Genomic DNA, 24,010 nt, shown 5'->3' on the forward strand with positions numbered 1-24,010 from the left:
GAGACATAAACAAATCAATCCCATCTACACACGAACAAAAAGGTAAACGATCTAATATGAATCGCTCGTTACACCGCTGTTGATTTCCGTGCAAGGCTTCGCTTTCCGCGGACGGCCGTTGAGCCTCCTCGTCGCTTGCGCTCCTGCGGGGTCTCATCTGTTCCGCTTTTTCCGCAGGAGTCTTCGCCTTGCCCTCCAATCAACACCTAGAGGCAACTAAATACATGAAAGCTACATTTACTATATCAATAAAAAAATCCGAACGTATTTGATTCTCAACTAAGAATCAAACTCGTTCGGATTTTTCTTCAACTAAAATACTTTCATACCAGCCTATTTTTATTTTTTAGATTGTGAGACTTTTTCTAAAATGCGTCTTTTACGGTAAAGCATCATTCCAACTTCTCCTATATCGCTAATCGCTTGTTTGTTAATATACGCCCCAAACACCATCCCTGCTATAGGAATCATTTGAAATAGCTTTTTCCATCCCAAGTTGTCTCTATAGGTTAGAAACACTTCTCTCCAACCTTGGAGTTGCTGCAAGCTCTGCGTTCGATTGCCGCTTGCTAATTCTTCTAAAATCGCACGCTTTCCTACAATATCAGAGGATGAAAATTGCATGCATTTGACCATAAAAATGCGTTCTTCTTGCTCAGTGGGATCGTAACCATAAGAAACAGCCACTTCTTGCAGTGTCTTAAGCGTAAGTCCCAATACAAAAGGAATATCAATCGCCAGTGTGAAAATTCCACCTACTCCGGTTGTAGCTCCTTGCAGCTGCGCATTCTTTTTTCGGACTTCAATAAAATACTCCGCCAACTCATCCATTTCCTGCAGAGATAAATGCTGAACATCCTCTATTGACAGCTGCTTATTTTCTTGTAATTGGGCTGATGCTTTCTCTAGCGTGGCAGACGTATTAGCTAAATACTGGCCTCCATTATCAACATACTTGGCAATTTCATCTAATAATTTTTCTATTTTTTGATGAATGAACTTTGGCGTTACTTTATCTAAAGCTGAAAAAGGCAAGCGAGCCAGCCGCTCCCAGAAAAAAAGTCCTTTTTGGTCTTTCTCCCACTTTTCAATTTTTCGCAATTCTATTCTCAATTGTTCATGCTCTGACATATCCTCACTCTTTTCCTCGATTTATCAGCTCTGTCCTACTTGTTTATTCCGCACATATTTAATGATAAAAAACAACGCAATTAAAACAACAATTCCGATTCCAATAGGCTGCATGTATTGAGATACAATCGGACCCACCTCTTTCCACTTAGGTCCTAACTTATATCCTAAATATACGTAAATAGCCGTTACTGGAAGCATCGCAACAAATGTGTAAATAGAAAACAGCCATACATTCATTTTTGCCATCCCGCATGGAAAAGAGATAGCCGTACGCACTCCTGGAATAAACCGTCCAAAAAAAGCGACCCCGCTGCCGTACTTATTAAAAAAGCGATCGGCAGCGTCAATTTCTTTTTCTTTCACCAAAAAATATTTTCCATATTTTAAAACTAGCGGTCGTCCACCGTAACGTCCCAGTGCATAAAGAGTCAACGGTCCACACACACCGCCTACTGTACCTGCAAGGATAGCCAGATACAAGTTCATATCACCTTGGTACACCCAATACCCTACTAAAGGTAAAACAAGCTCTGCGGGGACAAACTCAAACGTTAATGCTAAAATTACGCCAAAATAAGAGAGCTGTTTTAGCGCTTCAATTAAAGAAAGTAAAACCGACTCTAACAAAAATTCTCCTCCTCATGTCATTAAATCTAAGACTGCAAAACTATAATTTAGCCGATTGATAGATAAAAACCAACGCGACATAGTTTTTTCCTTTCCCTCTTTACGTATGACGTACTACAAAAGTTTCAATAAAAAAAAAGCGCTAGTTTTATCCAGCGCTTTTATAGTTTAAAGTTAATTTGAATAATACCTACTTTACGAAGAGCATCGTATAAAATAACTAAAGCCGGTCCTAAAAACAACCCGACAAAACCTAAAAGTTTAAATCCAATGTACAAACTAACTAATGCAGCCAAAGGTGAAATACCCATATTTGTAGAAAATACTTTTGGTTCTACTACACGTCTTACTACCGTAATGACTCCAAATAGAATAAATAAGCCGATTGCTAATGAGTCATGTCCTTGCGTAAGAGCAAAAATCCCCCATGGAACGAGCACCGAGCCTGTCCCAAGGATTGGTAAGATATCGACAATTACAATTAATAAACTAAGCAGCGCGGTATACGGAACATCTAATAGCCAAAGCCCTACATAAGCCATTACAAACGTCATGACACTTAAAATAATTTGTGCCTTAATAAAACCAACCCCCGCTTGGATAAGCTGAGTGATGACAACTTGTAGCTTATATTTCGTTTCTTCTGTTAAAAATGACTTAATTTTATTTTTAATAGCAGGCAGCTCAAGGCTGATAAATACAAGCGCTACTAAATAAATAAGAAACTCTAGTAGAAACCCAGGAACAGTAGCAGCAAAGCTAATGATGATTTCCACGGTACTTTTTAATAGAGAATCTAATGAATTTACGGTTTTTTCAAGCGTGCGCTCGATAGAAGAAATCACTTCTGTAGGAAGAGCGTTTGAATAGTATTTCCACTTAATAATAGTTGGATAAATCGCGGTTTCATAGATTTCTTTTACAAATGAAGGCGCTATCTTTGAAAGAGCAACCACTTGCGTAACGATTGTCCGAACAATAAAAAATCCAATAAGTATGAGCGAAACAACATATAAAATGAAGGTCATAAGCACTGCGTAGACTCTCTTCATTTTAAAAGATTGATGCAATTTTTGAACAATACCCTCAAGCGCTAATGCTGTTAATAAAGCAAACACAATCGGTAAACTGTAAGGGATTAACAAACATACGATTACTATCGAGGCGATGACCCATATTCGCTTTTTCCACATACTCTACTATCCCCCAACTAGCTAAGCTATCTCTATATTTATTGATAAAGAAAGGAACCAGTGACTGCTTTTATGTAAGAATAAAATTTGGATATATTTATACCTGATGTTACATATTATAGGGTCAATTTCCATAATAATAAAGGAATTATTATGAAAAAAGCTACTTATTCTAATTTTTTGAATAGAATAAGTAGCTTTTTAATTTATAAATTAGCCGGCTCTCATGACCTCTGTACCTTTTTTAGGGTCAAATTTGCCTTCAGATTTAGACATCACAATTGCTGCTAGTGTGTTTCCTACTAAGTTAACAACCGTACGTGCCATATCCATGATTCTGTCTACTCCCGCAATGAAGGCTAATCCTTCTGCCGGAACGCCGATTGTTCCAAGAGTAGCCAGTAATACAACAAATGATGTTCCTGGCACCGCAGCCATTCCTTTAGATGTAACCATCAATACCAGAATGAGCGTCAGCTGTTGAACGATCGTTAAATCAATACCATACACCTGCGCTAAGAATAACGCTGCAATCGCTTGATAGAGAACAGAACCATCTAGGTTAAATGTATAACCAATTGGTACAACGAACGATACGATAGCTTTTGGACAGCCCATCTTTTCAAGTTTTTCCATAATTCGCGGAAGAACTGTCTCAGAACTAGATGTACTGTATGCTAACAACAGTTCATCTTTCATATAGCGGAATAAGTGGAAAATGTTAATTCCTGCCCATTTCGCAATTCCTCCTAATACAACAAGTAGGAAGAAAATTAACGCTAAGTAAACTAAGATAACAAGCTTTCCTAATGAAAGAAGTGACTCTAAACCGAATTTCGAAACTGTTACACCAATTAAAGCAAATACTCCAATCGGAGCCACTTTCATTACTAGGTTTACCACGTGAAACATTGCGTGAGAAACGCCGTCAAAGAATTGAACAACAGGCTTTCCTCTTTCTCCAATTGCCGCTACTCCAAGTGCGAACAATACTGTAAAAAAGATAATTGCTAGCATGTCCCCTTCAACAATTGACTGGAAAAAGTTTGTCGGAACAATGTGTAAGAACGTTTCAGCCACTGACTTTCCTTCTTGCTGTTCGGATGTTTCAACGTATTGTGAAATATCACTCTTCTGTGCTGAATGAATGTCTACACCTTGTCCAGGGTGAAAAATATTAGCAATCAATACACCGATTACAATTGCGAAAGTTGTAATAATTTCAAAATAGAGAATGGTTTTAACGCCCAGCTTTCCGACCTGTTTACCGCTACCTGCTCCTGCAACTCCAACGACTAAACTTGAGATAACAATTGGAATAACAATCATCTTAATCAATCTTAAGAACAAGTCTCCCAGCGGCTGCAGGTATGTTACTACACGCGGATCGTTAAACCAAATTACTCCTACAAGAACACCGAGGATTAAACCGGTAAAAATCTGCGTAGCCAAACCAAAACGAATTTTTTTCATAGATGTACCTCCCCAAAGATGTATGACATTTGTATATACTTTTCTGAAAAAACAAAAAAAGACTATTCTTAAGAAAGAACAGCCTTTTACTTACGCTATTTTGGGCTCTTTCTCTCAATAAAGCAAACGAGGTTAACTGTCGGATTCGGAATTGAGAGTTTCCTACCTTTTGTAAGGATTCACCCCAAGGCAGCTTTACTGCCGATAATGATTCCCCCGCTCTATACGATTAAGCTTATTATTCAATTTTTATAAAATTAAAACGATCTATACGTTGTCATACGTTTTTTACAGTCAATAAAACTAAACAGAAGTCTTACTTTTACTTAACTTTATACTGCACAAATATTAATTTACTATTTTTCGACACGTTTTGTCAATACCCATGTTTATAAAACGCTTTCAAAAGACAATAATATATATTTATGCAAAAAAGCTATTGCAATGTTGCAATAGCTTTTTCTTGCTTTTTAAGTCTTTATCAGAAGTTTAAATGGCTATAAAATACGCTTATTTATTTTATAAAAATACAAAATATAGAATAGCCGCTAAGATAATTCGATAAATGGCAAACGGAACTAATTTAATGCGGTTGATTAATTTTAAGAAAAAGCGAATCGATATAAGCGCAAAAATAAAGGCGCTGATAAAACCAGCAATAAAAAACGGTAGTGCATCTGATGTGAAATACTGCCAGTTTTTAACCAATGAAAGTCCACTTGCTCCTGCCATAATTGGCACTGCCATAATAAATGTAAAATCTGCGGCTGCCTTATGGCTCATTCCAAGAAGAACCCCTCCTGAAATCGTTGAGCCTGAACGAGAAAAACCTGGCCAAAGAGCAATACATTGAAACAGTCCTATACCTAGTGCTTGTCCATAAGACATTTGGTCCACCGTCTCTACACGCGGACGTTTAGGTCCAAACAAATCTGCTAGAATCATTAATACAGCTCCGACCACTAAGCCAATTAGCACCGTATTTAAAGAAAACAAATGTTCATCAATGTAATCATCAAACAAAAGTCCTAACACTCCTGCGGGTAACAAACCAACAATTACCTGCATTAAATTTAAGCGATTTGTCGGTCCAATTGCAGCAGCTGGTTTTTTTCCCAATCCTAATAAATTAATAAAACGATCTTTAAAAATAACAACTACTGCTAAGATCGACCCTAGCTGAATAACAATCTTAAATGTATTAGCTACTGGAGATGAAAATAATTCTTTTGAATTTAACCACAGGTCATCCACAATAATCATATGCCCAGTTGACGAAACGGGAGCAAACTCTGTTAAACCTTCTACAATCCCTAAAATGATTGCTACAATAATTTCCCACATAAAGCTATGTACCTTGCCTTTCTTTCAAATTAATAAGCTTATCGCTTCGTTTTACATGCTCAACTATTTTCCTATTTTGACACTTGCTTTTTTATCATAATTGTTAAAACTATGAAATACAATGTGTATTTGCAAAAAGATAAGAATCTTTAATAATTTGTAATAAAAAGCTTACATGCTACAACCAAAAAACACGATATCAGCTTTTATTTATTTTAAAAAGCAGTCACTATGTTCAGTATAAATTCTGGTCCCTTAGCTAAAAATGAATCATCTAGACTATTTTTCTTTAGTGTGAAAAAATGACTAAATCATTATGTTTTTTCCATCCCCCTTTACTGTCATCTATCATTTTAATCCAATAGGGCTGACTTATACGACATATCCCCTAAGTAATTTGAAACTTTTTTCTCTCTTTTCTCGTATATAGTAGTATCTTTTTTAGGAGGCTTTTTACTATGAATGGAAATGTACGTACAATGAAATGGGTCACTGCTGGGTATGAAGCCTTGCTGGGAATTCCTTTAATTGGCGCGGGGATTGTTATGGGCTTTAGCTATACTCCTCTTTTTATTGGATTTATTCTTCATGCTATCACACTCATTTTAGCTAATAGACGAGGGTTATCTGCTTATGGAAACATACTAGGACTTGTTACCTCACTGGTTGCTTGGATTCCATTTTTGGGATTTATCATGCATATTATTACAGCTATTGTGATTGCAATCGATGCTGCTAGACAACGCTAATTGTCTAGCTTTTTTTATTTAAGGGTTGATTTTTTACCGAATGATGGTAAACTTAAGCCGTAAATTGAATAATTTGAATGTTATTTCTACTAGGGGTGTCTGATAGCTCAGACTGAGAGAAGAGTGCAATAAAACTCTTTAACCCTTTGAACCTGATTTGGGTTATACCAGCGGAGGGAAGTAGTCTTGAAAAGAATAGTATATGTTTATTCTTTTTTTGCCTATTCCATCGGGTTCTGTCTATCACAGAACTCGATTTTTTTTATGGTTCGGTATAGCTACACTTTATGCGAAACCGGAGGAATATGTAATGTCAAAACAAAATGTATCAGTTTCTATGAAAAAGCCTTTTCCAAACAGTCACAAAGTATATGTCCAAGGATCCAGACAAGACCTTAAAGTACCTATGCGTGAAATTCATCAGTCTCCTACTACAGGGTCTTTTGGTGAAGAAGAAAATAGTCCCGTACGTGTATACGACACGAGCGGTGTTTATACAGATCCCTCTTATGAAATTAATTTACAAAAAGGATTACCGGCTCTGCGCGAAAAGTGGATTGCAGAACGAAACGATGTAGAAACATATCAAGGCCGTACGGTTCAGCCACAGGATAACGGTTATTATGACGGTGATCCAAGAGATCAGTACGAGCGCTTTATCACTAAACGTTTACCTTTGCGCGCGAAAAAAAATCAAAATGTAACGCAAATGCACTATGCGAAAAAAGGAATCATCACGCCCGAAATGGAATTTATCGCTATTCGTGAACAGATGAATCCTGAAGTTGTGCGTGAAGAAGTAGCAAGAGGACGTGCAATTATCCCTAATAATATCAATCACCCTGAGAGCGAACCGATGATTATCGGCCGCAAATTCCATGTGAAAATTAATGCTAATATCGGAAATTCAGCTATTCGTTCAGCTATTGAAGATGAAGTAGAAAAAATGACATGGGCAACGCGTTGGGGAGCCGATACAATTATGGATCTATCAACAGGAAAGGATATTCACACAACACGCGAATGGATTATCCGCAACTCGCCTGTTCCTGTAGGGACCGTTCCTATTTACCAAGCGCTTGAAAAAGTAAAAGGCGTAGCAGAAGATCTAACGTGGGAAGCATACCGCGATACATTAATTGAACAAGCAGAACAAGGTGTTGATTACTTTACTATTCACGCAGGTGTTCTTTTACGTTATATTCCTCTGACAGCGAAACGTACGACAGGTATTGTTTCACGCGGAGGATCCATCTTGGCGCAGTGGTGTTTAGCTCATCATGAAGAGAACTTTTTATATACTCGCTTTGAAGAAATCTGTGAAATCTGTAAAGCATACGATATTGCTATTTCGCTTGGCGATGGGCTACGCCCTGGTTCCATTGCAGATGCTAATGATGAGGCACAGTTCGGTGAATTAGAAACGCTTGGTGAATTAACTAAAATTGCTTGGAAACACGATGTTCAAGTTATGATTGAAGGTCCTGGACATGTTCCAATGCATCTCATCAAAGAAAACGTAGATAAACAAATGGAAATATGCCAGGAAGCTCCCTTCTATACTCTTGGACCGCTTACAACCGACATCGCTCCAGGCTATGACCATATTACATCAGGTATTGGTGCTGCAATGATTGGCTGGTTTGGAACAGCTATGCTTTGCTACGTAACGCCAAAAGAACATTTAGGACTCCCGAATAAAGAAGACGTTCGCGAAGGCGTTATCACCTATAAAATTGCTGCGCATGCTGCTGACCTAGCAAAAGGCCATCCAGGAGCACAAAAACGCGATAATGCTCTGTCTAAAGCAAGATTTGAATTTAGATGGAATGATCAATTTAACCTGTCACTAGATCCAGAGCGCGCAAAAGAATATCACGATGAAACACTTCCCGCTGAAGGTGCTAAAACAGCCCATTTCTGTTCAATGTGTGGACCTAAATTCTGTTCGATGCGTATTTCTCAAGATATTCGTAACATGGCTCAAGAAAATGAAAAAGATGTAAACGAAGTAAGAAAAGAAGGAATGAAAGAAAAAGCTAAAGAGTTTGTTAACAGTGGTTCAAATATCTATCAATAATGAAGTAGAACAGCTTAAAAAACAAATTAAGCAGCTTGAAGGAAAGTTATTATTTGTTCAGCAAAATTGTCAGCACATTATCGTTGAATCCTCACATTCTTCCGTAAGACGCTGCATTAAGTGTTTCTATCAACAAGATGCAAAAAGGACTTCGTAAAGAAGTCCTTTCATCTTTTTTTGAAACGTGCTTTCAGCATGTTCTTAATCCAATATAGTATTTTAATAATAACCCAGCCTATAAATGTACCTAGCGTGTTCAAAAAGATATCATCAATATCAAATACTCGTTCCGTTAGCTTGTACTGTAAAATTTCAATCAGAAAACTGATTAAGAAACCCGTCGTAAAGACTTGAATAAAACCGTCAAACCACTTCATAAACAACGGAATAAACATTCCAAGCGGCGCAAACATCACGATATTTCCCAGTATATTTGTCAGAGTGAGCATTATATTACCGCTGTCCCACATCAGACGGATTGTACTAAATAAATCCAAGTTCATTGCTTTTCCGTAAACATGTTCGTTTTCCCGTATGAGAGTAGCATAAATGACCACTGCCGTATACGCAATAAATAGAGTGAACATGACTTTTTTAACAATTGACCTGATGCTTACATTCACTTCAACATCACCTTCTTTGACTCCCAAAACCATTTATTATTATCTATATGTACCCGTCCACTGCTTTCATTCGTAGTGAATGCATTTATATGCTTTTTTATCCTATCACATCAATAAATAAATACAATTCCCTTTTTGTTATTTTGTAAACTAAAATTTTTTCAATTAAAAAAGCCACGCTTTTCGCATGACTTTTGTTAATTAATAACTCCACGATGGATAATTTCCACTTGTACTTTCGGATTAATCGAGATGTTTTTATAGTCCTGTCTCCATTTAAGCCTTTTCCATATACTCGGATGATAAGCAGCTACTTCTCTTCCTATTTCAAGAAAATCACAGTTAGCTTTTTGCAGCTTTTCAACTACTTTTTCAGCTTTCTTTTGTAGAATCTTTTCAATTTCTTTCTGTACGTTTTTTGTTAATGCAGGAGATGACATTTCATTTTTAGTAAATTCATTAATACTTACTTTTATATTTAGCGGTATGATTACTTTTGCTCCGTGCACCGCATCAGGTTTAACGTGCATTTTTGCTTTAGCATCTGACACATCATACGATACTACATACTGTTGATCATGTATGGTAATTTTGTGACTCATAATCATATATTTGTCTTTTTGATTTCCTAATAAAAGAAGCGCCTTAGATTCATCGGAATTTAATGTAATACCTGAAAATTTATCTTCATTAAACAAAGCTGTACCGATTACATCAACGGTCTTATTTTCAGTATTTAATTTCATATAAGGAAGAGCTAGCCCTTTTCCTTCATCAAACAACACGGTACAAAGTGACTGAAGAGTTTCAATTGGCACTAAGGAATTGACTTCAGCCGTATGGACAACTCCGTCTAAATATTCTCCAATTAGCTCTTCTCCTACTTGCTGTAGCTCAACTATCGTACTCGGTTTCCCTTCTACAATGACATACTTAGCCGTTAGAGGACTTTCCGGTGTGCGATATAAGACGTCTGATAATTCTAGTATACCTTCTTTAGCTAATCGATCTTCAAATAAGATTATTCTCTTTTTGGCAGACATAACAATTCCAGAAACCTGCTGGTTAATTTTTGTTCGATCATCTCGAGGTGAATCCCCTGCTACATGATAAGTTTTATTTACTAAAGTCCCTTCTTTAGACGTATATGAGCGGATAGCAATAGTAGAAAGCACCTTATTTCCTTTCTTTTTTTCATAAGCTACCGTAGACAAAAACATCGTATCTTTTAACATTTTTTGATCCCAGCACCCCGTTAGAAAACTTAAAACTAAACATATGCTCATTATCTTGATCAGTTTATCCTTCATTTTTTACAGTTCCTTTTCTAATCCATGACAATAATAGCAAACAGATAGGAATACAGAAAATGAATACGTAAATTAAATAATTAGTTGTTTGAGACAAAGCTGCGACAAGCTGATCCGTTTTTGAAAAATAAATGGAAAGACCTGTTACAAATATCAATACAATTGGAACAAATGGACGGTGAGTTTTCTTTTTGAAGATTTCCTGCATGCCTACACTTGAAATATATACATATATAATAAGGGACGTAATAACAGAAATGATCCAAAAAGTAATAAAAACCAAATCGATTCGTTCGATAACTGAGTTTTGCGTCGCCTTCAAAATATATAAAACCGGTTCTGGTACAATTAAAATTTCATCTGGGCTAAAAAACATATAACAAGCAATGATAATATACACATATAAAATCGTAACGATACAATTACTAAGCATGACCATTTTTAAAGTCGTCGTAGACTTTGCTTTTACAAACGGTGCTAAAATTAAAATAGCTTCAAAACCTAACATTGAGATACTTCCTTCTTTTGACGCCAGCAAAATATTTTGAATACCGCTGTGCCCAATCGGAAATAGATACCGGACATCGGCCTCTTTATAAGCATTTGACACCAATAATACCAAAATAATTAAAAATACAGATACAATAGTAAAAAAACGCCCTATATTGCGTACATTCTCTTTTGCAAAATATAACGCAATAACAACTAATAAAAAGACAAGAACATAAGCTGGCGTCAAGTGATAAAGCCAGCGCTTTAACACGTTTACATATAAAACCGTAATGACACTTGAGACAATAATGTAATAAAACACATATCCTATATTCAAAAAATTACCTAACCACTTACCAAGCAGCTTGCTAGTCATCTGATACAGCGTTAAACCTGGCAAACGATGCGTTAATCCCCAGTGGAATAATGTAATGACTTGAATAATACAACCGCTCATTAACATGGAAATCCAGCCGTCCGTATGCGCCGTTTTAAATAAGTTATAAGGTAACCCTAAAACACCAATCCCAATTTGAGTTTGTAAGATGATAAAGAACAGCTGACTGGCTGAAATACTATTTTTATTCATTTGAATCCCAATTCCTTATCGCTTTTTGACGTTTACGTTTTTGAGGCTTAGCATTAGCAGGCCTTTCATTCAAATAAAGCTGATGCATCCTTACAAAGACATCCTTTAAGCCGGAAAATCTAAATGGAGCAAAAGGAATTAAATAAGGCATCGTAATGGATTCTAAAATAACTAAATGCATAACGATGAGCACTAGTACAAAAACAATACCCAAATAGCCAAAAACGGCTGCTCCGATCATCATAGGAAAACTTAAAATTCGCAGCGTTGTGCTCATTTCGTTTGATGGCACAACAAAGGAAGAAACGGCTGTTAGAGCAATAACAATAATCATCATATTTGAAACTAAACTCGCTTCAACAATTGCTGTGCCGATAACTAATCCTCCAACTACCCCGATGGTTTGAGCAATGGATGAAGGCAGCCTGAGCGATGCTTCTTTTAATAGTTCCAATATCAATACCATAATAAATGCCTCTACTATCGGAGGAAACGGAACGTTCTCAAGAGATCCTTTTACCGTAAATACTAAGTCCAAAGGAATTAACTCGTAATGAAAAGAAATCGTTGCAATATAAATCGCAGGTAAACTCATGGCAACAAAAAAACTGAACACGCGTAAAAGTCGAAAAAATGAGCCATAAAGTGCACGTGTATTGTAATCTTCAGGCGATTGATAAAAAGTAAAAAAGTTAACAGGAGCAATTAACGCAGAACTATTTCCATTTGTTAAAACGGCCATTCTGCCTTCTAACAGATTACCCATTACCCGGTCCGGCCTTTCTGTGTTCAACAGCTGAGGAAAGGGTGAAAGAGGCGAATCTTCTAAAGCCTCTTCAATGATGCTCCCACTATCTACTCCATCCACTTCAATTTGTTTGATACAATCAATAATCATATTACAAATTTCTGCGTTTGCTATATTTTTCAAATATAAAACTGCCACTCGAGTGCGTGAAATACTGCCTACTTCGATATAGCGTACAATAAGGCTTCCATCTAAAAATTTTTGCCTCATCATGTTTAGATTTTTGTCCAAGCTCTCGACAAAACTTTCCTGTGAACCCCTAATCACTTTTTCATTCAGCGCTTGATTAACTTCTCTTGTAGCCGTTTTGGTAGAATCAATTGCATAAACAAACGGATCATTCTCTATTAATAAAACAGACGCACCTCGGCTCATTAAACTAATCATTTCATTCAAATCTTTTGTAGGAGTAATTGAAGCGGCCTGAATAATTTCACTTATCTTTCCTTCTTTTTCGATTAATAAAGGTTTGATCACATGCTCATTTAATTTCACTGAATCCATAAGAGGAACAAAATAAACTAAAAGCGCACGCTCATAATTGAACTTTAGCCACCTTTTCCCTATATCGCTCGTATAGTCTAACCGTTCTTCTAGCACATTTAGAGTTTCTTCTATGTTTGTACCAAGTTCAATTTCTATTTTTGGCTCCTTTTCTTCAAGGGAGATAGGACTTTTTTTTCGCTTAGGCCTTCGTTTAATTAACAGTGCCACTCACCTGCCTCGATGTCTCTTGTTAATATTCATTGTTTCTAAAAAAATAAATAGTATGTAAAAAAATGCAAAAAGACGCAGCGAAAAATTTTCGCTGCGTCTTTTTAATCTGGATAATAAGGATTCAAATGGATTAATACTTCCTGAATATTATCATGCTTTTTCATAAGTGTAGCTTTGATTTCTCGTCCTAAATCATGACCTTCCTTAATTGTTTTAAAGTGGTCAATTGAAATACGTACATCCACTAATATGTAATGGCCATGTTCTCTTGCTCGAACGCGATCAATCCGCTTCACATCTTCAAATTCATAAATACTTTCTTCAAGTTCTTTCAGTAGCTCTTCATCAATATTGCCTTCCATTAAGATTTGAAAAGACTCTCCCATCATTTGTCTGGCAATGTTAAAAATTAAATAAGCAACAAAGATACTTGCTATTTTATCTCCGTATAACAGCAGTTGAACATCCATTTTATCACCAATAATGGATAATAAAACACCAATTGCCGCTGCAATAGAAGCAACAATATCTGCTTTATGATCAAATGCAATTGCCTCAATTGCCTTACTGTGGTGCTGCTTGGCTACGTTTAAAGAATAACGGTACAATAATACCTTTGCTATGTATGAAATAACAGCAATCCACATGGCTAAAATATTTGGAGATTCAACCGGATGGAATAAACCAACGACTCCTTCAAATACCACATAAAATGATACAAGCAATAAAATAATTCCTACAATTCCTGAGACAATTACTTCTGCTTTTCCATGCCCGTATGGATGATCATCATCTGCTGGCTTATTTGCTACTCGTATAACCAACAAGACAATAATAGAGGCAAATACGTCCGCTGCAGAGTGAATACCATCAGCAAATACAGCATCACTATTTCCAATCCATCCTACTATTACTTTTCCTAGCGTAAGGGCAATATTGCTCCATACGCTAATCCATGCTACTTTTTTCGCAATGGACTCCCTTATACTATTATTCATTTGCACACCTCGACTTACTTCTTGAAAAATCAGCTTTTTTATCTTATCACTGTTCATTCAAGTGGGTCTAGAGCAACCTATTTTCATTTAGCTATATATGTTTCAGCACCGCAAAATTACTGATAATCCACAACATATCTTTCTTATTTCTCTGCCAACTTCTTACGATCAGTTGCCATTGGAGGTTCTTCCATCCACCCTTGCTCAATCATAATTCGAATTCCATCTTTTCCGTACTTCCCTATACGCCCAATTAGCTGAGAAAATTCTACTGCTACATCCGAACGGAAGGCCATAGACAAACCAGCACCGCAGTTATCAATAGCGATCGTCACCGCTGTAGAAGTATGATACATCATCAGCTTATCTGAAAACGGTGAAATCGTTGAGTTGGTTACATATGCATCAAGCAACCTCGGACTTGGTAAATCAGCTTCAGACAGTAACTCGGTGAAGTGCTTGATTTGCTTACTTGCAAGCTTGACTCCATCAAAAAAATAAGAGCGTAATTTTTGTGTGGTAGCTACTTGACTAAAGGCCAGCATCAGCGTTTTACCTAATACATTTGTATTAACAATTTCTTGAATAGCGGTAACCTCTAAAGAAGTTAAAGGATGCATTTGAGAGAAAAATGGTGATATAAATGTTTTTTCGTCCACAAAATTCACTTTTACAGGATAAGGAATAACCGGAGGTCTCATCAGCATGCTTTTTCTTAAAATAACGTGGTTAGAATTCTCTAAAAGAATGTCGCTTTCTTTTACGCATCGAGATAGGTGGTCATAAATATCTTGCCTTCTCACTGCGCTTAGCGCTCTGGCATATTTCTTCATACCTCCAATGGCCATTTCGTTTACATAAATAGCCATAAAAATATCATCGAATAAAGCAGGAACTCCTTTGTTCACATCTTGTTCCCCAAACCCTACTGGAATTGGAATTTTTTCTGAACTGAATAATTCCGTCAATTCGTCTACATGAGTTTGTGAAAACTGATGTGCTTTTTTTAAAAGTTCCTTAATCTCTGGATCTTTTACAACAGATAGAAAATATCCAAGAACGCATACATACAGCGTATCGCCTAAATATTGCGCCCATAAGTAACCTAACTCGGCTGCATTCAACCGCTGATTTTGTTGATGTTTTTGCATTTCACTCTTTATATTTTCGTTCATTCACTTATTCTCCTTTTGGATAAAGTCGTACTTTTACTATCTCCAAAGAAGCGCTGAATAAACCGCATAAAAAAGACCTAGATAACAAGTCTAGGCCTTTTAGGTTATGCATATTTTTGGTCTTCGGTCTCTTTTCTAAAAAAGCTTTTCATCGCATGAAAAACGTCTGATTTTTGTTTTAAAATAAAGTGTCTAAAGCTTTCGTCTTGAATGTTTTTGTACGCAGACATTAAAGTGGAATGTCGATTGTACTGATTCACTTCCCCATACCCAAACATATTTGACACTTTCATTAATTCATTTACTAACTTTACACACCTTGCGTTATCTGAAGTTAAGTTATCACCATCTGAAAAATGAAACGGGTAAATATTATAACGGCTCGGATCATACTTTTGGTTAATTAATTCAAGCGCTTTTCGGTAAGCAGATGAGCAGATGGTTCCTCCACTTTCTCCTTTGGAGAAGAAGTCTTCTTCTGACACTACTTTTGCCTCTGTATGATGCGCAATAAATTCAATTTCCACCGTTTCGTATTTCGTACGTAAAAAGCGTGTCATCCAAAAGAAAAAGCTTCGTGCCATATATTTTTCCCATATGCCCATCGAACCGCTCGTATCCATCATAGCTAAAACGACTGCTTTCGATTCTGGCTTTATAACTTCATTCCACGTTTTAAATTTTAAATCCTCCGGATAAATAGGATGAAAAGCAGGCTTTCCTGTCATTGCGTTTCGCTTATAAGCGCTCATCATCGTTCGTTTTTTATCAATATTCCCCATCAAACCTGTACGTCGTATATCATTAAATTCAATGTGTTCCACAACAATTTGATCAGATTCTTTTCGCTGAAGATTAGGCAGTTCTAATTGAGCAAATAAAGCCTCTTGAAGTTCCATGAGGGACACTTCCGCTTCAAAGTAGTCTTCTCCAGCCTGGTCACCTGCTCCTTGACCTTTTCCTGCTCCTTTTTGACCATCTCCAGCAGATCCGTCACGTGCTACTACATCCCCAACTTTACTGTCTCCATCACCTTGACCCACATGTTTGTTTTTATCATAATTGTACCGAATTCGATATTCATCCAATGATTTGATCGGGATTTTAACAACTTCTCTTCCATTGGACATCACGATATTTTCTTCTGTAATTAAGTCCGGTAAATTATTTTTAATGGCTTCTTTAATTTTTTCTTGATGTCTTTTTTGATCATCGTGGCCTTTACGATGGAGGGACCAGTCTTCTTTTGAGACAGCAAAACTTTTATCTACTTCTTTTCCCACGCTATTCCCCTCCTTATTTAAAAAACACCTGCACGTTTTTACTCGGCATGCATAAGCTATACCGAAAGTTTCTGACAAATACCTTTAGTTCAAAGGTTGGTTACTCTTATCCTATGCGCAAGAATGGTATACTTGCTAACTAATTCTTTTACTATTAACTATTCATTTTATAGTGTCTAGTGTCATGTATATGTTTATGACTTATCATATGATGGTTAAGTGCAATGCGTACTACACAATAGCCTAATTATGCAGAGTTTATTTTAAGAGATAAGAAAAACATGGCACAGATCGGAAGTGCCATGTTTTCTTGTTAGTACTGAGTTATCGATTTAACAAACTTCCTACATAGCGCAGCAGTTCATTAGCAGATACTGAATTGTATCCATGCTCATCAATCAATCGAGCCACTACTTCATTTACTTTCTTCAGCTGCTGCTCATCTGGTGTTTTAGTGGACGTTGTAATTTTCACTACGTCTTTTAAATCTGCAAACAGTTTTTTCTGAATCGCTTCACGTAAGCGTTCATGAGAATTATAGTCAAATCGTTTTCCTTTACGTGCATAAGCGGAAATACGAATTAAGATTTCTTCGCGGAATGCTTTTTTCGCATTTTCTGAAATACCAATTTGTTCTTCAATTGAACGCATTAATTTATCATCTGGATTTAACTCTTCTCCTGTTAGCGGATCACGAAGCTTATTTTTGTTGCAGTATGCTTCGACATTATCTAAATAATTATCCATTAATGTTTTAGCAGACTCTTCGTAAGAATAAACGAACGCTTTTTGCACTTCTTTTTTAGCAATTTCATCATATTCTTTACGCGCCAGAGAAATATAATTCAGGTAACGCTCTCGGTCCTCAGCAGAAATAGACGCATGCTGTGCTAACCCTTCCTTCAATGAACGCAGTACATCTAATGCATTGATTGATTTAATATCTTTTCGAATGATGGTAGATGAAATGCGGTTAATGACATAACGCGGATCAATACCGCTCATTCCTTCATCCGTATACTCTTTTTGTAACTCTTCTACGTCTGCATCGTTATAGCCTTCTACAGATTGACCGTCGTATAAGCGCATTTTCTTTAACAAATCGATATCGCCTTTTTTAGGCTCTTTTAATCTTGTTAACGTAGTAAAGATAGACGCAATACGTAGCGTATGAGGGGCAATATGAACATCTGATACGTCACTTTCACGAATCATTTTGTCATAAATTTTTTCCTCATCACTCACTTTTAAGTTATATGGAACAGGCATTACAATAATTCGTGAATGCAAAGCTTCATTTTTCTTATTGGAAATAAACGAGCGATACTCTGTTTCATTTGTATGCGCTACGATTAATTCATCTGCACTAATTAAAGCAAATCTTCCTGCTTTAAAGTTTCCTTCTTGGGTTAAAGAGAGTAAATGCCATAAAAATTTCTCGTCACATTTTAACATCTCTTGGAACTCCATCATTCCCCGGTTTGCTTTATTAAGCTCTCCGTCAAAGCGGTAAGCGCGCGGATCTGACTCAGATCCATACTCTGCAATTGTTGAAAAGTCAATGCTTCCTGTTAGGTCAGCAATGTCTTGAGATTTCGGATCAGAAGGACTGAACGTTCCAATTCCAGTTCGTTTGTCCTCTGAGAAGAAAATGCGTTCGATGATGACGTCTTCAATTCTGCCGCCATACTCTTCCTCTAATCGCATTGTATTTAAAGGAGATAAGTTTCCTTCAATTCGGATACCATACTCTTCAAAGAAGTCTTTACGTAAATGATGTGGAATTAAATGCAGCGGATCTTCATGCATTGGGCATCCTTTAATAGCGTAAACAGCTCCTCGATCAGTAAGCGAATAAGCTTCAAGCCCTCTTTTTAACATGGTCACTAGCGTCGATTTACCACCACTTACTGGACCCATTAAAAGTAAAATACGTTTACGAACATCTAAACGCTTTGCAGCTGGGTGAAAATATTCTTCCACCAAGCGTTCTAGCGAATCTTCAAGTCCAAACATTTGTCCACTGAAAAATTTATAATGTCTTTTACCATTTACCTCTTCAATTCCTGCATCCTTTATCATGTTGTATACTCTAGAGTGTGCAGGCTGAGCAATTAAAGGCTCATCTTTAATCAGCTTTAGGTACTCTTCAAATGTCCCTTCCCACTTAAGACGATTCTCTTCTTCGCGGTATCTTTCAACTTTCTTTAATATATCCATTAAAGGACCTCCCCTACTAGTTATGGTGCTAGTGAACAAGATTAATACAATCTATGCAGCAAAATGTTTGAACATGCTTTTTAAATTGTAAAATTCAGAAATTTGTCCTTGCTAGGCATTCACAGTGAAGTATTTATTAGCTATAATAAAAGAGTAAGAAGGAACGGTTAAATTTTATTAGAGAACTTACGTCTCTAGAAGAGTTATTTTGTCATTATTATCATCATGAGATATGGGAAGTCGGTTTTAACTGCAGTAGCTGTATAATCCTTTTAATTAGATTGAGGAGGAAAATCAATGCGCTTACTTTTAGTATTAGGAGTAACAATTGCTTTTTTAGCATCCATCTTCAGAGCGGGATACAATGATAAACCGGGTGTTAAAAAATAACCACTACATATCATCGTCGACATAAATAAAAAAGCGAGGTTCAAATTTTATTGAACCTCGCTTTTTATTTAAGATAAACCAGCGTAATTTTGTTGACGCAGCGCTTCATAGATTAAAATAGCTGCTGTATTAGATAAATTTAAAGAACGAACATTTTCTGTCATCGGTAAACGAAGACATCTTTCCATGTTCTCTTCAATAATGTGCTTTGGCAGACCCTTTGTTTCTCTCCCAAATACGAAGAAATGATCCTGCTCTAAGTCACTATAATCAAATGTTGTATGTGGCTGTTGACCAAATTTTGTGATGAAGTAAAAGCCTGCTTCAGGATACTTTTCAAATACTTCTTCTAATGAATCATGATACACCACATTTACAAATTCCCAGTAATCCAATCCAGCTCGCTTTAACATTTTATCATCTGTTGAAAAGCCTAACGGCCGAACTAAATGCAGCGTCGTATTTGTTGCTGCACATGTTCGCGCAATATTTCCTGTATTTGCTGGAATTTCTGGTTGAAATAACACTACGTGTACTCCCACAAATTTTCACCTCTGCTAACAAATCTATTCATCATTATACCACTAACTTGCTAAAACGAAAGACTTACCGATCAACGATATGGAAAAAATCATACTTAATCTTTGGCGTGTAAGCCGTTGAATCTTCATAAGCCCAATATCTCATTCGACTATTATACGTGTTCGCATTCACAAGAGGCATACCGTGACGGTCTTTTGCTACAACAATCGTCGTATGATTCCATCTTCCATCTCCTTCAAAATCGTAGCAGATAACGTCTCCCGGGACAAGTTCGCTTGCTGAAGATTTCCTCACAGCCCGAAGTCCTGATTTGGAGTTACTTAAATAGCTGTGCATGGAATGAGCAACGGCCCAGCTATAGCTCCAGGCGTTCCCTCTCATCCACCATCCGTTTGCTTTTTTAGGATACCCCCGCATCGGCGCCTTTCCTGCATGCAAACACTGTGAGATATAGTTGGTGCAGTTTACCTCAAACTGCTTATAACTTTCATTAGGTTTATCCCAATGCTTTTCTGCATACTGAACAGCTGCAAGACGATCATAATAAGAGGCTCTTTCTTCGTCTTCCTCTACTTCTTCTACATCCATTTCAACCTCATCTTCAGAAAAATCCTTTACCAGCAGCTCATCTTGAATAAGTGTATCTTTATAAAAAAGAGCTAAACGATCTTCAATTTCTTCTTCTATATAGAAAAAATCGTTTTGTTTTAAAAATGCCTGAATGTGCACCTTATATAATACTCTTGTTTCTTCCTGATCCGTATGAGCAGATTGAATAGAACCTTTCATATTACATTTTAAAACATCAACTTCTCTTTTTTTTACAAGAGACCGCTTTAGCTCACACTGCTGTTCAATGAAAGGCTTAAAGTCTTCATGAAGCTCACCTTTTACATAGCTGTCCGCACGCGCTTTAATTAAAGTATATAATACATTCCTTTTTGTTAGCATAATGTCACCACTTTTCTAAGCGTTTATTATACGCTATGACTCATTAGCTAACTTTATCAATAAAAATACGGTTTAGATCTCTTGAAGCATCTCTATACCTTTTGACATTTCTTCAATTACTTCTTGGTCCTTTTCTTTTTCTCTTAAGTTCATAAGTGTATCTAATGCTTCTTTATCACCAATTTTGCCTAACGCCCATGCCGCCGTTCCTCTAATGACAGGGCGAACGTCATTTTTAATTAACTCAATTAAATCTGGAACAGCGGTTTGATCTTTAAAATGGGCAAGTGCAATAATGGCATTACGCTGAATTGGCTTTTTCCCTCTCCATGACCCTGAAACATGTCCAAATTTCTCTTTGAACTCACGATTACTCATCGTTAAAAGCGGTTTTAATTTAGGCTTCGCAAGTTCTGGGTCAGGCTCCATCTCAGGGTGAAAATGAAAGTCTTTGCCTTTATTTTCAGGACACACAGTTTGACATGTATCACAGCCATATAAACGATTGCCTAATTTACTTCGAAATTCTTCAGCTAAAAATCCTTTTGTTTGGGTTAAAAAGGCAATACATCGCTGCGAATTCAGCTGACCGCCTGTTACAAGCGCACCGGTAGGGCACACATCTACGCACTTATTACAAGTACCACAGCCGTCTTCTATCGGTTTATCAGGAGGAAACGGGATATCTGTAATCATTTCCCCTAAATACACGTAGGAACCGAATTCAGGTGTGATAATGGCACAGTTCTTACCGCTCCAGCCAATACCAGCTCTTTCTGCTACAGCTCGGTCCGACAGCTCGCCTGTATCTACCATCGATTGAAGGATAGCTGCAGGTACTTTTTCTTTTATGAAAGCTTCAAGCTTTTGAAGCCTATCACGTAAAACCGTATGATAATCTTGTCCCCAAGAAGCACGGCAAAAGATCCCTCGGCGATCTTCCTTTGTGCTCTTTGGTGCATCCTTTAATTTAGAAGGATACGCAAGTGCAATTGAAATAATGGATCTAGCTTTTGGAACAACTAATGTGGGATCTACTCTTTTTTCAATATCAGGTTCCTCAAAGCCTGAAGCATAACCTAACTCTTGCTGTGCTAACAATCGATTCTTTAACTCATCAAACATAGAAGCACTCGCAAATCCAATCTTATCGATTCCAATCTCTTTGCTGTATGAAATAATTTCTTCCTTCAACTGATACGCATTCATAGTGAGTAATAGCCTCCTTTCTAAGAAATTCTATATATTCATGCATTGAACTGTTTTCTCACTCAATGAAATGATAGGATGGTATCTATAAACGAACAAATACTAATTATAATAGAAAGGATCAAAAAAATGAACTTTACATTATCACCCGCTATTAAACAGCTTTGCCCTTCTTTTAAAATGGGAATCATTCAGTATAAAAATATTGAAGTTGGCGATTCTCCTCAAATGCTAAAAGGACGTCTGCGCCTTTTTCAAGAATCCATTTATTTTGACCTTGAGTCAAAAAAAGTAACAGAATTTGAAGGTGTTAGCGAGTGGAGAAAGCTTTTCAAAACGTTTGGAACGGATCCAAGTAAATACCGTCCTTCTATAGAAGCTTTAATTCGACGGATAGGAAAACAAACGTATCTTCCTTCTATCAATTCTGCTGTGGACATTAATAACTTTTTTTCATTGCAATATGAAGTACCAATTGGAATTTATGATTCTTCTAATATAGAGGGCCACGTTGAATTTACTATCGGTAAAAAAGAAGAGTCTTACGAAGCTCTAAATGAACGTAACATTTCTTTAGAAAATAAAATCATTTCAAAAGATGCCCTAGGAGCTTTCGGAAGCCCTTATGTCGATTCTAACCGAGCGTACGTAACTGAAAAGACAACACAAGCTGTACAGTTCATCTATTTAAAACCGTCACTTTCAGAAGAACAGGCTTATAAACTAACTAAATCCTTAAGTGACATGTTCATTCAAATTCACGGCGGCGAAGCAACCTATCAAGTCATTAACTGATGTACGTAAATATAGCGTCTATCTTTTCAAGATAGACGCTATATTTACGCTAAAAATAAAAAACGCAACATCTCAGCTTTGAAAGCGAGACACTGCGTTGTGATAACAATATGTATGGAGCGGGTGATGAGAATCGAACTCACGACATCAGCTTGGAAGGCTGAGGTTTTACCACTAAACTACACCCGCAAATATTATCAAAATTTGTCGACCAATAAGTAAAAATAAAAACAGGAATCATCCTGTCAAGTAAAGCTAAAGTACCGATGGTCGGGGTCGAACCGACACTCCCGAAGGAACACGATTTTGAGTCGTGCGCGTCTGCCAATTCCGCCACATCGGCAAAATAAAAAAGGCAAGTTAAAATTATAAATGGTGCCGAGGGCCGGACTTGAACCGGCACGGTAGTCACCTACCGCAGGATTTTAAGTCCTGTGTGTCTGCCAATTCCACCACCCCGGCAGCTTGTAAATAAATGGAGGCGGCAACCGGATTTGAACCGGTGATAAAGGTTTTGCAGACCTCTGCCTTACCACTTGGCTATGCCGCCATTTACTCAAGACTAAATAAATTTATTAAAATTAAATTGGAGCGGAAGACGAGGTTCGAACTCGCGACCCCCACCTTGGCAAGGTGGTGTTCTACCACTGAACTACTTCCGCAAATATGGCTGGGCTAGCTGGATTCGAACCAACGCATGACGGAATCAAAATCCGTTGCCTTACCGCTTGGCGATAGCCCAATATTGGAATATGCATATCGTTTATAAATGGGGCGACTGATGGGAATCGAACCCACGAATGCCGGAACCACAATCCGGTGCGTTAACCACTTCGCCACAATCGCCACGTATATATGCAATGTTAATTTTATAATTGGCAGGGGCAGTAGGAATCGAACCCACACTGACGGTTTTGGAGACCGTAGTTCTACCTTTAAACTATGCCCCTGTAAATGGTGGAGGGGGGCAGATTCGAACTGCCGAACCCGAAGGAGCGGATTTACAGTCCGCCGCGTTTAGCCACTTCGCTACCCCTCCGATATAAATGGTGCCGGCAAGAGGACTTGAACCCCCAACCTACTGATTACAAGTCAGTTGCTCTACCAGTTGAGCTACACCGGCATTTTAAAAACAAATGTTTTTAAAATGGTGGCTCGGGACGGAATCGAACCGCCGACACAAGGATTTTCAGTCCTTTGCTCTACCAACTGAGCTACCGAGCCTTATTAAATTTAAAATGGCGGTCCCGACGGGAATCGAACCCGCGATCTCCTGCGTGACAGGCAGGCATGTTAACCGCTACACC

Annotated in this window: 20 protein-coding genes, 12 tRNA genes and 2 riboswitches; of the genes, 3 read left to right on the forward strand and 29 right to left on the reverse strand. The window is 37.3% G+C overall.

Annotated features, from left to right (window positions below; all coding sequences use genetic code 11):
- Positions 1-68: 68 nt before the first annotated feature.
- The 6 genes from ACMX9J_RS26820 to ACMX9J_RS26845 form a co-directional block, all read right to left on the reverse strand.
- A complete protein-coding gene (locus tag ACMX9J_RS26820; RefSeq protein ID WP_416226412.1) occupies positions 69-203 on the reverse strand; it encodes a hypothetical protein in 135 nt (44 codons plus the stop codon).
- Positions 204-339: 136 nt separating this feature from the next.
- A complete protein-coding gene (locus ACMX9J_RS26825; RefSeq protein WP_028412681.1) occupies positions 340-1,131 on the reverse strand; it encodes an EcsC family protein in 792 nt (263 codons plus the stop codon).
- A 24-nt stretch (positions 1,132-1,155) separates the two neighbouring features.
- Complete coding sequence (locus ACMX9J_RS26830) at positions 1,156-1,761, reverse strand: DedA family protein (RefSeq protein ID WP_013055189.1); 606 nt, start codon at positions 1,759-1,761, stop codon at positions 1,156-1,158.
- A gap of 161 nt (positions 1,762-1,922) precedes the next feature.
- Positions 1,923-2,954 carry a sporulation integral membrane protein YtvI gene (gene ytvI, locus ACMX9J_RS26835; RefSeq protein WP_013055188.1) on the reverse strand — a complete coding sequence of 344 codons (1,032 nt, stop codon included), beginning with the start codon at positions 2,952-2,954 and terminating at the stop codon, positions 1,923-1,925.
- 213 nt (positions 2,955-3,167) lie between these two features.
- The gene (locus tag ACMX9J_RS26840) at positions 3,168-4,427 is read right to left on the reverse strand and encodes a cation:dicarboxylate symporter family transporter (protein WP_028412682.1); all 1,260 of its coding nucleotides are present in this window, start codon (positions 4,425-4,427) and stop codon (positions 3,168-3,170) included.
- 106 nt (positions 4,428-4,533) lie between these two features.
- Positions 4,534-4,673: riboswitch (cyclic di-AMP (ydaO/yuaA leader) on the reverse strand.
- A 273-nt stretch (positions 4,674-4,946) separates the two neighbouring features.
- Entirely contained in the window at positions 4,947-5,771 is an 825-nt protein-coding gene (locus tag ACMX9J_RS26845; protein ID WP_033580867.1) for an undecaprenyl-diphosphate phosphatase, read from the reverse strand.
- Positions 5,772-6,229: 458 nt separating this feature from the next.
- Here ACMX9J_RS26845 and ACMX9J_RS26850 point away from each other — a divergent pair, with 458 nt between their 5' ends.
- The gene (locus ACMX9J_RS26850; protein ID WP_014461804.1) at positions 6,230-6,520 is read left to right on the forward strand and encodes a hypothetical protein; all 291 of its coding nucleotides are present in this window, start codon (positions 6,230-6,232) and stop codon (positions 6,518-6,520) included.
- Positions 6,521-6,601: 81 nt separating this feature from the next.
- A riboswitch (TPP riboswitch) is annotated at positions 6,602-6,716 on the forward strand.
- A 114-nt stretch (positions 6,717-6,830) separates the two neighbouring features.
- On the forward strand, positions 6,831-8,600 hold the full coding sequence (thiC, locus tag ACMX9J_RS26855; protein ID WP_033580868.1) for a phosphomethylpyrimidine synthase ThiC: 1,770 nt from the start codon (positions 6,831-6,833) through the stop codon (positions 8,598-8,600).
- Between the two features lie 167 nt (positions 8,601-8,767).
- Here the strand turns inward: thiC and ACMX9J_RS26860 are convergent, their stop codons facing one another.
- The 11 genes from ACMX9J_RS26860 to queG all read right to left on the reverse strand — a co-directional run bounded on the left by ACMX9J_RS26860 (position 8,768) and on the right by queG (position 21,908).
- Positions 8,768-9,223, reverse strand: a complete 456-nt coding sequence (locus tag ACMX9J_RS26860; protein ID WP_224357742.1) for a VanZ family protein — start codon at positions 9,221-9,223, stop codon at positions 8,768-8,770.
- A gap of 197 nt (positions 9,224-9,420) precedes the next feature.
- Positions 9,421-10,533 carry a Ger(x)C family spore germination protein gene (locus ACMX9J_RS26865; protein WP_033580870.1) on the reverse strand — a complete coding sequence of 371 codons (1,113 nt, stop codon included), beginning with the start codon at positions 10,531-10,533 and terminating at the stop codon, positions 9,421-9,423.
- Positions 10,523-11,614, reverse strand: a complete 1,092-nt coding sequence (locus tag ACMX9J_RS26870) for a GerAB/ArcD/ProY family transporter (protein ID WP_028412688.1) — start codon at positions 11,612-11,614, stop codon at positions 10,523-10,525. Before ACMX9J_RS26870 ends, ACMX9J_RS26865 begins: the two co-directional genes overlap by 11 nt.
- Positions 11,607-13,136 carry a spore germination protein gene (locus ACMX9J_RS26875; RefSeq protein WP_416226413.1) on the reverse strand — a complete coding sequence of 510 codons (1,530 nt, stop codon included), beginning with the start codon at positions 13,134-13,136 and terminating at the stop codon, positions 11,607-11,609. The genes ACMX9J_RS26870 and ACMX9J_RS26875 overlap by 8 nt, the downstream gene beginning before the upstream one ends.
- A 104-nt stretch (positions 13,137-13,240) precedes the next feature.
- Complete coding sequence (locus tag ACMX9J_RS26880; RefSeq protein ID WP_014461808.1) at positions 13,241-14,137, reverse strand: cation diffusion facilitator family transporter; 897 nt, start codon at positions 14,135-14,137, stop codon at positions 13,241-13,243.
- Positions 14,138-14,280: 143 nt separating this feature from the next.
- Positions 14,281-15,312, reverse strand: a complete 1,032-nt coding sequence (locus tag ACMX9J_RS26885; protein WP_028412690.1) for a DUF3231 family protein — start codon at positions 15,310-15,312, stop codon at positions 14,281-14,283.
- A gap of 104 nt (positions 15,313-15,416) precedes the next feature.
- Positions 15,417-16,595, reverse strand: coding sequence for a sporulation protein YhbH (gene yhbH, locus ACMX9J_RS26890; protein WP_028412691.1), 1,179 nt, complete (start codon positions 16,593-16,595; stop codon positions 15,417-15,419).
- A 324-nt stretch (positions 16,596-16,919) separates the two neighbouring features.
- Positions 16,920-18,815 carry a PrkA family serine protein kinase gene (locus ACMX9J_RS26895; protein ID WP_013055179.1) on the reverse strand — a complete coding sequence of 632 codons (1,896 nt, stop codon included), beginning with the start codon at positions 18,813-18,815 and terminating at the stop codon, positions 16,920-16,922.
- A gap of 458 nt (positions 18,816-19,273) precedes the next feature.
- Entirely contained in the window at positions 19,274-19,747 is a 474-nt protein-coding gene (trmL, locus tag ACMX9J_RS26900) for a tRNA (uridine(34)/cytosine(34)/5-carboxymethylaminomethyluridine(34)-2'-O)-methyltransferase TrmL (RefSeq protein WP_016762878.1), read from the reverse strand.
- 64 nt (positions 19,748-19,811) lie between these two features.
- Positions 19,812-20,699 (reverse strand): amidase domain-containing protein, encoded by an 888-nt coding sequence (locus ACMX9J_RS26905; protein WP_416226414.1) that lies wholly within the window; start codon positions 20,697-20,699, stop codon positions 19,812-19,814.
- Positions 20,700-20,771: 72 nt separating this feature from the next.
- Positions 20,772-21,908 (reverse strand): tRNA epoxyqueuosine(34) reductase QueG, encoded by a 1,137-nt coding sequence (queG, locus tag ACMX9J_RS26910; protein WP_033580873.1) that lies wholly within the window; start codon positions 21,906-21,908, stop codon positions 20,772-20,774.
- Positions 21,909-22,037: 129 nt separating this feature from the next.
- On the opposite strand from queG, the gene ACMX9J_RS26915 reads away from it, so the two are divergent.
- Positions 22,038-22,703, forward strand: coding sequence for a B3/4 domain-containing protein (locus tag ACMX9J_RS26915; protein WP_033580874.1), 666 nt, complete (start codon positions 22,038-22,040; stop codon positions 22,701-22,703).
- A 115-nt stretch (positions 22,704-22,818) separates the two neighbouring features.
- Here ACMX9J_RS26915 and ACMX9J_RS26920 read toward each other — a convergent pair.
- The 12 genes from ACMX9J_RS26920 to ACMX9J_RS26975 form a co-directional block, all read right to left on the reverse strand.
- Positions 22,819-22,892: transfer RNA gene (locus tag ACMX9J_RS26920), tRNA-Gly, on the reverse strand.
- Between the two features lie 72 nt (positions 22,893-22,964).
- A tRNA-Leu gene (locus tag ACMX9J_RS26925) sits at positions 22,965-23,046 on the reverse strand.
- Between the two features lie 30 nt (positions 23,047-23,076).
- Positions 23,077-23,165: transfer RNA gene (locus ACMX9J_RS26930), tRNA-Leu, on the reverse strand.
- A gap of 14 nt (positions 23,166-23,179) precedes the next feature.
- Positions 23,180-23,253 (reverse strand) — tRNA-Cys (locus tag ACMX9J_RS26935).
- A 37-nt stretch (positions 23,254-23,290) separates the two neighbouring features.
- Positions 23,291-23,365 (reverse strand) — tRNA-Gly (locus ACMX9J_RS26940).
- 5 nt (positions 23,366-23,370) lie between these two features.
- Positions 23,371-23,445: transfer RNA gene (locus tag ACMX9J_RS26945), tRNA-Gln, on the reverse strand.
- Positions 23,446-23,473: 28 nt separating this feature from the next.
- Positions 23,474-23,549: transfer RNA gene (locus ACMX9J_RS26950), tRNA-His, on the reverse strand.
- Positions 23,550-23,579: 30 nt separating this feature from the next.
- Positions 23,580-23,653 (reverse strand) — tRNA-Trp (locus ACMX9J_RS26955).
- 5 nt (positions 23,654-23,658) lie between these two features.
- Positions 23,659-23,742 (reverse strand) — tRNA-Tyr (locus tag ACMX9J_RS26960).
- 8 nt (positions 23,743-23,750) lie between these two features.
- Positions 23,751-23,826, reverse strand: a tRNA-Thr gene (locus ACMX9J_RS26965).
- A gap of 25 nt (positions 23,827-23,851) precedes the next feature.
- Positions 23,852-23,927: transfer RNA gene (locus ACMX9J_RS26970), tRNA-Phe, on the reverse strand.
- A gap of 15 nt (positions 23,928-23,942) precedes the next feature.
- Positions 23,943-24,010, reverse strand: a tRNA-Asp gene (locus tag ACMX9J_RS26975).

The organism is Priestia sp. RMT2NF4, assembly GCF_047872835.1.
Taxonomy (GTDB): Bacteria; Bacillota; Bacilli; order Bacillales; family Bacillaceae_H; genus Priestia; species Priestia zanthoxyli.